The sequence below is a fragment of the Sporosarcina sp. FSL W7-1283 genome, assembly GCF_038003105.1.
GTDB classification, from domain to species: Bacteria; Bacillota; Bacilli; order Bacillales_A; family Planococcaceae; genus Sporosarcina; species Sporosarcina newyorkensis.
In genome coordinates this window covers 492,544-506,159 of sequence record NZ_JBBOOL010000001.1, presented here as the reverse complement: position 1 = coordinate 506,159, position 13,616 = coordinate 492,544, and the positions used below count along the sequence as shown (strand labels likewise).

Sequence of the window (13,616 nt, the reverse complement as noted above, 5' to 3'; positions counted from 1 at the left end):
AAAAATTTTATTGCCAGTACGGCATGTTTGTCCGATTACAATTCGGGAATACTACTGGTAGTGAAATTCTATTGAGGAGGATGCAATATGGCGAAAGATAAATACGAAAAAATAGACGAACAAGTACCTGGACAGACCCAATCCGAGCAGCCTGGTGTAGAAGAAGAGATGCACCCTGCTCCGATTTATGATGATCCGAACTTCAAAGGTGCCGATAAATTGAAAGGAAAAACGGCCCTGGTCACTGGCGGGGATAGCGGGATCGGACGTGCCGTGGCAGTTGCATTCGCAAAAGAAGGTGCGGACGTGGCAATTGCCTACTTAGCCGATCAGGAAGATGAGGATGCGGATAAAACCGTCGAATTGATTGAGCACTATGGAGGTAAGGCGAAGAAATATCAGATTGACATAAGCAAAGAAGAGAATTGCCAGCAGCTGATTCAGCAAGTTATCCAGGACTTCGGCAAATTGAATGTCTTGGTCAACAATGCAGGAAAACAGTTTCCTCAAAACTCCATTGAAGACATTTCGAGTGATCAGCTGAAAGAGACATTCGAAACGAATTTCTTCGGTCTGTTTTATCTATCAAAAATCGCGGTCGGGCATATGAAGAAAGGCGATTGTATCATTAATACATCTTCGATCACGGCCTATAATGGATCGCCTGGTTTGATCGATTATTCCGCAACAAAAGGTGCCATTACAAGCTTTACGCGTTCATTGGCACTCAGCTTGTCAGAGCAAGGCATTCGAGTCAATACCGTGGCACCCGGGCCGATTTGGACGCCGCTCATCCCCGCGACATTCGATGCGAAGAAAGTAGCGGAACACGGAGCGGACACGCCTATGAAACGACGCGGTCAGCCCGCTGAAAATGCGCCCGCCTATGTATTTTTGGCTTCGCAGGATTCCAGCTATATGACCGGCCAGACGATTCATGTTGATGGTGGAGATTTTGTTGGTTCTTAATGGCTTTTGGTGCAGTTCATTCAAGTTATCTGGAAATGAAATAGTACTTTATGAGCTCATTTGAGGCTGTTATGAGCGAGCGGAGTATCTGTATGATCGAGATCCATGCTAGTATGATCGCACTGAAGTAGAATATGAGCGCATCTAGTGGTTTTATGAGCGCGGACTGCACAAATATAGTAATAGCATGAACAGGGACTGCCCGGAAAGTCTTTTCCCCATGACTTTCCGGGCAGCCTTTTTGCTATTATCCCTCAAATGGCCACTTTGGCAACATGCGATTTAATTTTTTATCGCTGCGTTCGCCAAGGACATATTCCGCCTGCATGATTGTATGAATTTCCCGAGTGCCTTCATAAATAACCGGCGCTTTCGAATTCCGCAAATAGCGAGCGACCGGATATTCATCCGAATAGCCATACGCACCGTGGATTTGGACTGCGTCATCTGCGGCTTGATTGGCAAAATCACATGCTTGCCATTTTGCGAGGGATGTTTCGCGCGTGTTTCGGATTCCTTTGTTCTTCAATTCGCCTGCACGATAGACGAGAAGACGGCTCATTTGGTAGCCGGCCTCCATCTTCGCAAGCATCTGCTGGACGAGTTGATGATCACCGATTTTCTTGCCGAATGTTACGCGGGTCTTCGAGTACTTGATGCTTGCTTCGAGACAAGCACTCAATAAGCCGACAGACCCTGCTGCTACAGTGAATCGGCCATTATCAAGAGCGGCCATCGCAATCTTGAAACCTTCTCCTTCTTCACCTACCAAATTCATTGCAGGAATTCGAACATCTTCAAAAAATAGTTCGCCCGTATTTCCTGCACGGATTCCGTATTTCCCTTTAATTGCTTTCGATGAAAATCCCGGCATTGTCCGCTCGACAATGAAAGCGCTGATGCCATGGTGTTTTTTAGACTTATCAGTATAGGCAAAAACGAGGAAATGGTCTGCCGAATCACAGAGCGAAATCCACGTTTTCTGTCCATTCAATACATAGTCGTCTCCATCACGAACCGCAGTTGTCTGAATCGCCGCCACATCTGATCCAGCACCTGGTTCCGTTAATCCGAACGCGCCGATTTTCTCACCTTCCGCCTGTGGAACTAAATATTTTTGTTTCTGTTCTTCCGTTCCCCATTGCATAAGTGTCATAGAATTTAAACCGATATGCACGGAAACAGCTGTACGAAAAGCCGTATCACCGCGTTCCAGTTCCTCACATAAAATCGCCAAGGAATTATAGTCCATCCCGCTGCCGCCATATTTTTCGGGAACACAAACACCCATAAATCCTAGGTCGGCAAGACGTTTCCAAATCGTCGGATCAAACCCACCCTGTGCATCCCATTTTGCGATATTCGGCATAATTTCAGCATCCACGAACTGCCTCGCTGTCTGCCTTAGCATTTTCTGTTCATCTGTAAATGTAAAGTCCATCTTCATGTCCTCCTTTACAATGAATCTAGTTTTCCTCGATGACTACTCCGCGCTTTTTCATTTCTTCAATGTATAATGCTCCCGGCACAATCTGCTCTGGCGGAAGGGCACCCCTTTTCGTGATGATGCCGTTTCCGATCATCTGCGCCACTACGGAAATTGTGTTGGCAGTCGCACGAGCCATTGCGGTTTCATTTGTTGATGAATCTTTTTCTGTGATCATATTGAACGTAATTGTTTTTGGTTGGCCATCCTTCGTTCCGCTCACGTGCACACGCAACAGTACGGCGTCCGACTTATCTCCAAGACGCAATTGCGGGGTCAGATGCGCCATCATGACATCACGCACACGCAGCGGTCTGCCGTCCACTTGGATCGTGGATTCTCTTGATAGTAATCCAAGATCCACGAGCAACCTGGCCTTTTCCGCATGTCCCGGATAGCGGATTGTCTTGTATTCGAGCGTCTGCACGGCAGGAAATGACTCTAGTAAAGTGGATGTACCGCCAGACGTATGGAACGCTTCCATCATGCCATAGCGATCGAATTCCAGTGCTTCCACTTCTGATAAAGAAGGTAATTCCTTAATACTGCCTTGCCGGATGACACGGGACGGATCGGTATAATGGTCGAATAACCCTTCCAATGAAAATACGACATTGTAATCCAGCGGCGGTTTCGGATTCACAGGCACACCGCCTACATAAAGTTTAATCGTTTCCGTTTCATCAAGTTTCGAAGCGCCGTATCCTGTTAATATATTAATCATTCCCGGCGCCACGCCAAGATCTGGAATGAGCGTCACGCCTTTAGCGGCCGCTTGCTCATGAAGGGCCAGCACCTTCTCCGTCGCACCGCCGATATGTCCGCCAAGATCGACGACATGCACGTCACGTTCCACTGCACAGCGGGCCACTTTTTCATTGAATGTGTAAAATAATGCATTGACCACAATGTCTCCGAGCCCGATGACATCGCTCAGCTGAACATCATTACGTGCATCAAGTAATAAAATATCGAGTTTGTCGGACATCAGTTGCTCCGCAAAGTCCTCTGCCTGCCGAATTGCCCGGTCCGCCAAATAGACTTTCTTCACTTCGTCCTGCTTTACTAAATCTCGTACGACTTCTTTACCCATCAATCCTGCACCTAATACGACAACTTTCATCTGCTCATCCCTTCTCTCTGTAGTTCATTCCGTGTCGATTTGAGCACGCTGCAGCTTGCCGCTGTAGTCGATGTAAATACTCTTCCACTCCGTAAAGACGTCAAGCGCCGCTACGCCTGAATCACGATGGCCGTTTCCTGTCCCTTTCGTCCCGCCGAACGGCAAATGAATCTCCGCGCCTGTCGTTCCTGCGTTAATGTAAACAATTCCCGTATCTAGATCTCGTTGTGCTTGAAACACTTTATTGACGTCCTGAGAGAAAATTGAGCTTGATAATCCGTACGCAACGCTATTATTCACTTCAATTGCTTCATCCAAGCTACTGACTGCGATAAGAGAAACGACCGGACCGAAAATCTCTTCTTGTGCCAAAAGGCTATCCCACGCAACATCTGAAAATAACGTCGGTTCGAAATAATGTCCTTTGGCATATTCGCCTTCATTTAAAACTTTTCCGCCCGCCACTAATTTTGCACCTTCCTGCTTGCCGATTTCGATGTAACTCTCGATTTTCTCCAGCGCTTTCACATTGATGACTGGGCCGACCTTCACCGATTCATCCAGTCCATCTCCCATTGTCAACCCCTGCATGCTTTCAGCGAGGCGTTGCTGCAGTTCTTCTTTGACGTCTTCATGTACGATGACACGGCTGCATGCAGTACAGCGCTGGCCTGCTGTTCCGAATGCACTCCATAAAATCCCTTCGACAGCCAGATCCAGATCCGCATCATCCATGACAATGACCGCATTCTTGCCGCCCATTTCCAATGAAACCTTCTTCAGATGGCGACCGCCGAGTTCCGCGACATGACGACCGGTTTCCGTTGAACCCGTGAAGGAAATAACCCGCACATCAGGATGTTCGATCATCGCCGTTCCGACATCAGCTCCGGATCCGAAAACGATATTCGCTACACCATGCGGCAAACCGACTTCTTGAAAAATCAATGCCATCTCATATGCCATCAAAGGCGTCTCGGTTGCAGGCTTCCAAATGAATGCATTGCCGGCGACGATTGCCGGAAAGGACTTCCATGTGGCGATGGCGATCGGGAAATTCCAAGGCGTGATTAATCCGACTACACCGATCGGTGCGCGGACGCTCATGGCGAATTTATCCTGCAGTTCGGACGGGACTGTTTCCCCGAAGAGTCTGCGTCCCTCGCCTGCCATATAATAGGCCATGTCGATTCCTTCTTGGACTTCGCCACGCGCTTCCTCGATCACTTTGCCCATTTCTTTTGTCAGCACTTGTGCGAGATGTTCTTTTTTCTCTTTCATGATTCGGCCGATTTCATAGAGGTAGTCTGCACGTTTCGGTGCCGGGACGAGCGCCCATTTCTTTTGTGCTTCCTTAGCAGCCGCTACGGCTTTTTCCACGTCTCGCGCTGAGGATAACGGGACTTGTGCGAGTTCTTCTCCGTTTGCTGGGTTCAGTACAGCGGTGTAGTTAGCGGCTTCCTTTTGCCACACACCGTCCACATAGTTTGTCAGTTTCATTCGTCTTGCTCCTTTCTAATTTGCGTGATTTTCGTTATTGTCCTTATATGAATTGTTCGACAATATACTATCCTATTCCTTTAATGTGTAGGGTATTCCGAGCTTTTGTCCTCTTAATAATCTGGGGTGGCATGTTGTTTTCTGTTCCGAATCCTTGCTTGGGATAGCTTGGGTGTAGTCATTGAACTCACTTCGGCGCTGGCGGCTTCGTTTAGTGAGCGCGGCCAATAGGCTATCTTTCTTTGCAAAAGCTAGTTTGGATTACTATATAAGATAGTAGCTTGGGCATCGAATCAAGAAATAGAGTGACGTCACTGAACTGACTTCGGCGCTGGCGGATGGCTCCCGCAATGAGCCAGTCAGGAAGATCGCCTGTCTGTCTCATTGCTCCGCCTACCGCTTGTAAGGCGCCTTCGTTTAGCGAATGGAAGCAAAGGAGCTCATTCTCTACGCAAGCTAGCTTTAACAAAAAATGCATACTAGATATTTCTAGTTTAAACACCACATCGATTACGTTGACCACACCAGCGTAGCCGCAACTGCGGGGTCGGCCGTTGTCATGAGACAACTAGCGCGCTCTTTGCTAGTTGGCTTATGGCGTAAGGCAATCCCCCAGCGGCGAAGCGGTGTCAATGTACAAACCCTGCACCTAGCTCGGACACTTTAAAAAGTCGAGCAACGGGACAACAAAAGAGTGACGTCACTGAACCCATTTCGGCGCTGGCGGATGGCTCTTGGCGGGAGGCAATCCCCCAGCGGCGAAGCAGTGCAATGTACAAACCCTGTACCTAGCTCGGACACTTTAAAGAGTCGAGCAACGAGACACCAAAATAAGCAACCTCATTGAACCCACTTCGGCGCTGGCGGATGGCTCCGGCAATGAGCCAGTCAGGAAGATCACCTGTCTGTCTCATCGCTACGCCTACCGCTTGTAAGGCGCCTTCGTTTAGTGAGCGAAGCAACGGAGTAATGCTACTTTCATAAAACAGTTCCTGCTCCTAAACAAATGCTGCATTCTTTCGCGATAAACACAACACTCATTTATCTCTACCGGAATAGCGAAGCCGCAACTGCGGGGTCAGCGGTGTCAATGTACAAACCCTGTACTTAGCTCGGTCACTTTAAAAAGTCGAGCAACGAAACAAAAAAAGCCGCTACAGCAAGTCCGATGAATGACTTGCCGTAGCGGCTGAATTTACTTACATCAAGTACCAAATATATTGTGCTTCATCCGGAGTGCCGGGTTTAAGGTCGGCGCTTCTTGGATAGTTTATTTTATCAGCTGACGTATGGATCAGCGCACCTACGTATGGGTTGGCTTGTTCAGCAAGCTTGAATAGCTCTGCACTCTGTTCCGAATTCCCTTGAGATTTTTCCATCTCGATCAGCCACGCCAGATATAGATAAGCTGCGTCGCCTTCAGAAATTTCCGCGCCCGCTTTCAGGACTTGTTCGGCTTGTCCAATTTCATTCTGATAAATTAAGGATGAAATCGCCAGATAGCGTACACCTTGGTGATCGTAGAGATCAAGTGTCAATATACGTAAAAACAGTTCGCTCGACTCCATGTAACGTTCTCTATCATAAAGCCAGACACCGTAGCTCAGTAAAGCACGCAAGTATGGACGGTTCGTCGCGAACGCCCAGGCGTCTTCGGCACGGTCATCAAATTGCTTTTCGCCAGAGAAAACGGCTTGCTTCAAGAATTTCTCCTGCTCTTCATTGGAATCGGTCATTTGAGCTTGCAGCAATAATGCATCGACGTTCGTCGGGTCAGCACCATATGCTTGCTGCGCGAAATCGTAGCGCTGTTCCGCAGTCTCTGCGGCGTATGCCATATAGCAGAGCATCTGTGCTTCCTGCTGACGATTTTCCGGTTCGAACGGGTGCTGGATCGCTTCTTGGATATGGGCTTGCGCTTCTTCCATCGTAGCGAATTCATGCTTTGTGGACAGCATATGTACATGCCAATTCGTCTGCTCAATCGGGCGTGGATCGATGCCGACATAATAAGTCGCCGAAGTATTGCCTTCCTGCATCATCGTTTCCAATTCACCGATTTTCTCCAGCAAGACATCCGTATGTTTTCTAAATGAAGAGACAGAAACACCAAACAATTTTCCTACTTCTGCCTGCGTATACGTTTTTGCCATCATGCTTACCTCTATTGCGAGCTGAAATGCCGCCGCTGCAAGCACTTCAGGCTTACGGAATTTCGGTTGTTTTTCCGTAAAGTAATAGGCCATCAATGAAAGCAGCATCTCATAGGCGCCTGGATGTAATTCCTCATTCTCGAGCTTCGCATCCAGTACCTCGATCACTTCACGCTGCAACGGTGTGAAATTCTGCTCAACTACTTCCATCATTGTCTGTGCATCCAACTGACAGACGACTTCGTAAATATCTATAAGATAGTTTTTGAAGAAATCAAAGCTGTTTTTTTCATCGCTGACCTCTGCAAGCTTCTGCACTTTCGTTATTAATTCTTCACTCATATGCTTATTGACCGCAATCGCAGAAATTGGCATGACCCAGCGTTCGTCATTGCGCCATTCTTCCAGCACGATCGCCAACACAGCCCGCACATCTTCCGGCTCTCCCGGTTCTCTTGCCAATAAATATTCACCGTCTCCAAGAATCTCTTTCATTCGGTAGACATGTTCGTCGGACGAAGTCACTTCAGCAAAAGTAATGAAGGCGTTTTGCCAACTTTTCAGTATAGTGCGCACTGCTTTGTTCTGCGTCCGATTCAGTGCCTTCACGATATGACGGCGCCAGAGGTCTTTTCGGACGATGAAGAAATAATAATCACTGACGTTCGTCACCAACTCTTTTTCTTCCATCCACTCACCAAGGTGCTGGCCCCATTTCGCTAACAGGCCTTCCAGCTCTTGAACTTCTGCAGGTGACAAGGAAGTTTCATAGTAGTTGTTCAGAACAGTCTTCAATTCTTCTTGAATTTGATTCTTGCCCGGCCCATCGGTTCTGCCGCAGCAGTCCTGTACGATCTTTTCACTTCCGCACGGGCATTTCTCTTTATTTCCTATCACATCGAACACAACCTTTTCTTTTTACTATAACATAAAAAAAAGAAGCCCCGCATGCCCACGACATGCGAAACCCCTTCTTTTACTTCTTAAATTCTTCGACAGCATCTGCAGAAGGTTCAAATTTTGGCGGAACCACTCGTTTAATGAAAAGCGCCAATATTAAGGCCCCAAGCGTAATGAGGGTAGAGATGAAGAAGGCATGATTGACTCCGTCGAGCATCGCAGTTCGTTCAATCTCCCCTTTCATTGCTGAGATGTCAACACCGGAAGCCATCAATTCTTTCGCCTGATTGGTAGCCGACTGCTCCAAGCGATTAGTCATGATGGTCAGCAACAATGCTGAACCGATAGCACCCGATACTTGCTGCAATGTATTGTTCATCGCTGTTCCGTGCGGATTGGATTTCATTGGCAATGAATTCATACCGTTCGTCATAATTGGCATCATGACCATCGACATGCCGAACATCCGGATCGTGTATAACATCATCAAATAGTAATATCCAGTATCAAGCTGCAGACGACTCAGGAAATAGGTCGTGACGACAGATATGGTTAAACCGGTATACGCAAGTGCACGCGGTCCGTACTTATCAAACAGCTTTCCTGTAATCGGCGACATGAGCCCCATAACCACCGCACCCGGCAACATGAGCAACCCCGCATGGAATGGAGAGATTTCCCGGACTTTCTGCACATAAAGAGGCGTCAGAATCATCCCGGAGAACATCGCAATTGATAGAACGATGGAAACTGCGGATGCCAAGGCAAACATCGGATGCTTATAAATACGGAAATCCAACATCGGCTCTTCCATTTTCAGTTGCTTCACAACGAAAATGATAAGGGCGATGGTTCCAATTGCGATCGTACCGTATACTTCAAGTGCTCCCCAGCCCTTATCGGCTGCAGAACTGAAGCCGTATAACAGACCCCCAAAACCGATACTTGAAAGCAAGAGTGACAAGAAGTCTAATTTGACATCACTATTCGGCGTAATGTTTTTCAATTTGAACACCGCAAGGACGATCGTCAAAATTGCGAACGGCAAGACAATTTCAAACAGTGTCCGCCATGAGTAGTTCTCCACAATCCATCCGGACAGCGTCGGCCCTATCGCTGGAGCCGTGAACATAACCAAACCGAACATGCCGAGTGCAGCTCCCCTTTTCTCGATCGGGAACGCTGTCAACATCACATTCATCAGTAAAGGCATCATCAAAGCAGATCCCGATGCCTGCACCATACGTGCCACGATCAGTAAGCCGAACGTAGGCGCGACGATTGCCAGAAAGGTCCCTAACGTAAAGAGTATCATCGCTGTGAGGAAGATTTTTTTATTCGTGAATTTCTGTATAAAAAACGCACTGGCTGGAATCATGATCCCGTTGACCAGCATATAACCCGTCGTCAACCACTGGACATCCGATGGGCGCACCGAAAATTCATCCATGATGACAGGTAGAGCAATATTGAGCAATGTATTGTTCAATACGGCGACAAAAGCACCAATGAACAGTATGGCAATAACCCCATATGGAGGTTTTTCATGCATTTTTTTAATATCTAATGATTCTTCCATAGTATCCTCCTAAACTTCATAAAAATTATATCAAGGATTCATTTTATACCGATAGTCCATTTATTTCAACTAAAAAAATTGAAAGTCTAAAAAAGTTGATAACAAAGGGTTTATTGTTTACTATACTAGTTGTACCCAAAGTATAATTCAAGTTAAAAGACATAGGTGATTAAGAGTGAATGATCGAAAAAAACATGTACTGCAAACTGCTAAACAACTGTTTACAGAGAAAGGTTTTCAATCTACATCCATTCAGGACATATTGGATGAAGCCTCTATTTCAAAAGGGACTTTCTATAACTATTTCTCTTCGAAAAATGAATGTTTGATGGCTATTTTGAGAGATGCGTACCACCTATCCTATTTACGGAGGAATGAACTCGCCATCGGGAAAGACTTGACCGATCCCCAGCTTTTATCCGATCAGATCCAAATTCGCCTGACGATGAATCGGGAGCAGAATTTGCTTCCTTTATTTGAAACGATTGTCCATTCGCCTGATGATGAACTGCGGCAGTTCGTCAAACAGATGCACTTCAGGGAATTGGCTTGGATCGCCAAGCGTTTGGTGAATATATATGGAGAAGAAGTGAAGCCTTATTCGTACGATTGTGCTTCTTTATTTTTTGGCTGCGTGCAACATTCGCTGCATATCTGGAAGGGTTCAACGACTGAACACCTAGATACGAAACAGCTAGTGGATTATGTCATGCAACGCATGGAAGCCATCGTTCCAGATGTCGTTAAAAAGAATGCGCATTTTTTGCCGCAAGATCTAGTGGAGAGGATTCTGGCGCATGCGGAATTTCATCCGATGACGCAAGAAGTGCTCGTCGGGGAACTGCGGGATTTCATCGGACAACTGCCCGCCGACGAAAATACCGGAAAGCTCTATGCACAGTTTCTTTTTGAAGAAATGACGAGTGAATCCCCCCGGATGTATTTGCTAGAATCGGTCGTACGCTCTTTCCGCCAGGCCTATGAAGGCACCGACCTGCAACATCGTACAATTGAGCTATCCGCTGCGATATGGTTGTTTATTGATAAAACGGATGGATAAAAAGCGCGGATAATCCTAATGGATTATCCGCGCTTCTTCATGTAGTTAACTTAAGTTACTCGATTGTTCGGTTCTTCGCCTTTGGCCCATGCCTGCAGTGCTTGTACATTGAGTTTCATCATAGCCAAACGTGTTTGGACAGTCGCACTTCCGATATGCGGCAGCACCGTCACATTCGGAAGCGTCAGCAATGGATGATCTAGGGGGACAGGTTCCGTCTCGAAGACATCCAATCCGGCTGCATGGATTTTTTTCGTATGCAACGCTTGGAACAATGCCTCTTCATCGACGATCCCGCCACGTGCGACGTTGATCAGAATCGCTGTCTCTTTCATTTGAGCCAGTTCTTTTGCTCCAATCAACCCTTTTGTCTCCTCGCTGTACGGCACTAAGATGAGCACGAAATCAGATTGTGCAAGCAACTCGGGAAGCTCGGCGTACTGACAGCCGTACATTTCTTCCGTCTCCTGTTTCCTGCTGCGGTTATGGTACAGCACCTTCATATCAAAACCTTTCGCACGGCGCATGACTGCTTCACCGATCCGTCCCATGCCGATGATGCCAAGCGTCGAACCGTAGATATCCACACCTGTAAAACCAAGCGGCTCCCATGATGTCCATCTGCCTTCACGCAATGCATTTTCCGCTTCGATCAGATCGCGAGCGGTTGCCATCAATAAAGCAAATGCCAAATCCGCAGTTGTTTCCGTTAGAACATCCGGTGTATTCGTCACGATAATACCTCGCGCTTTAGCCGCTTCCACGTCAATATTATTGTAGCCGACTGCCATGTTCACAATGATTTTTAGATGTGAAGCAGCCTCCAGCAATTCTTCATTAATTTGATCGGAAATAACTGTCCATAACGCATTTGCGGTCGCGATTTTTTGCAACAGCACATCGCGCGGCACCGCCTCACTCGTGGATTGCCACATCTCCACTTCGTATAACTCACGAAGCGGTGCGATGAGTTCTTCCGGCATTTCACGACAAATGTACAATGTAGGTTTCATAGAAATCGCTCCTTCAGCCACCGATATAGTTCATATCAATTTTCTTGCGGTTTTTCACGGTCTGCTCTGATCGTTCGTCCGAATATCGATCAGTTCTCTTTCTCCAAACCGCTGCAATTTCATCCAGCAACTCCTCATCCGTCTTGCCTGAGCGAATCAACTTTCGAATGTCAAAGCCTTCGGATGCGAATAAACATGTATACAACTTACCTTCTGAAGACAGGCGCGAGCGCGTACAAGTAGAACAAAATGATTCCGAAACCGATGTGATGAAGCCGACTTCCGCTCCTGTATCCGTGTAGCGATAGCGTTTCGCCACCTCGCCGTAATACTCTTCTTCCGCAGGCTCCATGTCATAAACCGCGGCAAGCATCTCATAGATTTCCTTTTTAGTAACCACTTTACCGAAACTCCAGCCATTGTCATTGCCGACATCCATAAACTCAATATAGCGTAATGTGATCCCCATATTCTTGAAATACGATGCCATCGGGAGAATTTGGCTTTCATTGACTCCCTTTTGGACGACCATATTCACTTTGATCGTAAAGTCGATGTCTTGTGCCTTTTTAATATTTTTGAGAATGAGATCCGGAGAAATGCCACGACCATTGATCTGACCAAACAGTTCTGCATCAAGCGCATCCAAGCTAATGTTCAAGCGCCGCAAGCCTGCATCGTATAGCGGCTGCGCATATTGCCCGAGCAACACCGCATTCGTCGTCAACCCGATGTCTTCAATTCCTTTGATGTCATGCAGCTTTCGAATCAATTCAGGTAAATTACGGCGCATCAACGGTTCCCCGCCGGTCAGCCGAAGTTTTTTCACGCCCAGTTTAGCAAAAATCCTTGCCAGACGTTCCAATTCTTCAAATGACAGCAACTCATCCTTCGCTAAAAACTGAAAATCGTCACCAAAGATTTCTTTCGGCATGCAATACGTGCAGCGAAAATTACAGCGATCCGTCACGGAAATCCGCAAATCTCTGATCGGTCTTCCTAGCTGATCTACGATGGCATCCATCTTCCTCATCTCCTTTCTATTTCACATGGCGTATTGACATTTTTAAACACGAGTCCGGGCGAATCCGTCAATGAACTTCCTTCAATCCATTGCCCGTTAACCTGCGCTTGCACATGCATCACGCGCCGGTTGTCCTCAAGTAAAGCCTGACGGACCGTCGGTTTCACAGACGCTTGCCAAATCGACACGAGCGGGTGGCGTTTTCCATCAACTGTCACTGCCGAGACATCTCCGTGATGCCCGTCCACTAAACGTTCGATTACATGTTGCTGCATAAATGGCATATCGCACGGTAAAACGATATAACAATCAGCCTCGACCGCCTCCATGCCAGACAATATTCCCGCCAACGGCCCCATTCCGGCAAATTGTGTGAGATCCGTCGTCACGCAAAGATCTTTCGGAAAGTTATCGACAAACTCAGGACGTGTAACTACGACCACTTCTTCACAAAAAGGCCTCATTACCTGTAATGAATAGTGATAAAATGGTGCCCCTTCAAATTCCGCAAATGCCTTTGGGGAACCAAATCGACGTGACTGCCCGCCTGCCAATAAAATCCCGGCCGTTCGCTTCATCCACCGCTCACCGGCGGGATGAACGCACAGACATCTCCGGCTTGGATGACATCCTCTTTCCGTGCATATTCTTCATTCACCGCCACATGAATCGTGTCTTTGCCGAAACCAGGATACGTCGCTTCCGCCCAGTCCAATAACTCTTCCACCGTCAAAGGAGCACGATCCAATGATTCCTCTCCTTTACCCGTCAACTCCCGCAGCCTTGCAAAGTAATGAACTGTAATCATT

General features: G+C 47.2%; 13 protein-coding genes. 2 read left to right on the top strand and 11 right to left on the bottom strand.

Annotation, left to right across the window (positions count from 1 at the left end):
* Positions 1–87 precede the first annotated feature (87 nt).
* Positions 88–969, top strand: a complete 882-nt coding sequence (locus MKY93_RS02395) for an SDR family oxidoreductase (RefSeq protein ID WP_340758138.1) — start codon at positions 88–90, stop codon at positions 967–969.
* 247 nt (positions 970–1,216) lie between these two features.
* Here MKY93_RS02395 and MKY93_RS02390 read toward each other — a convergent pair whose 3' ends face one another.
* The 7 genes from MKY93_RS02390 to MKY93_RS02360 all read right to left on the bottom strand — a co-directional run bounded on the left by MKY93_RS02390 (position 1,217) and on the right by MKY93_RS02360 (position 9,710).
* Positions 1,217–2,410 (bottom strand): acyl-CoA dehydrogenase family protein, encoded by a 1,194-nt coding sequence (locus MKY93_RS02390; protein ID WP_340758137.1) that lies wholly within the window; start codon positions 2,408–2,410, stop codon positions 1,217–1,219.
* Between the two features lie 25 nt (positions 2,411–2,435).
* A complete protein-coding gene (locus MKY93_RS02385; protein ID WP_009766312.1) occupies positions 2,436–3,578 on the bottom strand; it encodes a saccharopine dehydrogenase family protein in 1,143 nt (380 codons plus the stop codon).
* Between the two features lie 24 nt (positions 3,579–3,602).
* Positions 3,603–5,078, bottom strand: a complete 1,476-nt coding sequence (locus tag MKY93_RS02380; RefSeq protein WP_078817436.1) for an aldehyde dehydrogenase family protein — start codon at positions 5,076–5,078, stop codon at positions 3,603–3,605.
* A 232-nt stretch (positions 5,079–5,310) separates the two neighbouring features.
* The gene (locus tag MKY93_RS02375) at positions 5,311–5,646 is read right to left on the bottom strand and encodes a hypothetical protein (protein WP_340758136.1); all 336 of its coding nucleotides are present in this window, start codon (positions 5,644–5,646) and stop codon (positions 5,311–5,313) included.
* Positions 5,647–5,866: 220 nt separating this feature from the next.
* Positions 5,867–6,040, bottom strand: coding sequence for a hypothetical protein (locus tag MKY93_RS02370; protein ID WP_340758135.1), 174 nt, complete (start codon positions 6,038–6,040; stop codon positions 5,867–5,869).
* A 237-nt stretch (positions 6,041–6,277) separates the two neighbouring features.
* Complete coding sequence (locus MKY93_RS02365; RefSeq protein ID WP_340758134.1) at positions 6,278–8,137, bottom strand: hypothetical protein; 1,860 nt, start codon at positions 8,135–8,137, stop codon at positions 6,278–6,280.
* A gap of 70 nt (positions 8,138–8,207) precedes the next feature.
* A complete protein-coding gene (locus MKY93_RS02360; RefSeq protein ID WP_340758133.1) occupies positions 8,208–9,710 on the bottom strand; it encodes an MDR family MFS transporter in 1,503 nt (500 codons plus the stop codon).
* Positions 9,711–9,885: 175 nt separating this feature from the next.
* On the opposite strand from MKY93_RS02360, the gene MKY93_RS02355 reads away from it, so the two are divergent.
* Positions 9,886–10,770 (top strand): TetR/AcrR family transcriptional regulator, encoded by an 885-nt coding sequence (locus MKY93_RS02355; protein ID WP_078817441.1) that lies wholly within the window; start codon positions 9,886–9,888, stop codon positions 10,768–10,770.
* Between the two features lie 50 nt (positions 10,771–10,820).
* Here MKY93_RS02355 and MKY93_RS02350 read toward each other — a convergent pair whose 3' ends face one another.
* From MKY93_RS02350 to moaD, 4 genes are read right to left on the bottom strand one after another with little or no spacing between them, the layout of a single operon-like run.
* Complete coding sequence (locus tag MKY93_RS02350) at positions 10,821–11,783, bottom strand: 2-hydroxyacid dehydrogenase (protein ID WP_340758132.1); 963 nt, start codon at positions 11,781–11,783, stop codon at positions 10,821–10,823.
* Positions 11,784–11,796: 13 nt separating this feature from the next.
* Positions 11,797–12,816, bottom strand: a complete 1,020-nt coding sequence (moaA, locus tag MKY93_RS02345; RefSeq protein ID WP_340758131.1) for a GTP 3',8-cyclase MoaA — start codon at positions 12,814–12,816, stop codon at positions 11,797–11,799.
* Positions 12,813–13,385 carry a molybdenum cofactor guanylyltransferase gene (gene mobA, locus MKY93_RS02340; RefSeq protein ID WP_340758130.1) on the bottom strand — a complete coding sequence of 191 codons (573 nt, stop codon included), beginning with the start codon at positions 13,383–13,385 and terminating at the stop codon, positions 12,813–12,815. Before mobA ends, moaA begins: the two co-directional genes overlap by 4 nt.
* On the bottom strand, positions 13,382–13,615 hold the full coding sequence (gene moaD, locus MKY93_RS02335) for a molybdopterin converting factor subunit 1 (protein WP_340758129.1): 234 nt from the start codon (positions 13,613–13,615) through the stop codon (positions 13,382–13,384). Before moaD ends, mobA begins: the two co-directional genes overlap by 4 nt.
* Between the last annotated feature and the right edge of the window lies 1 nt (position 13,616).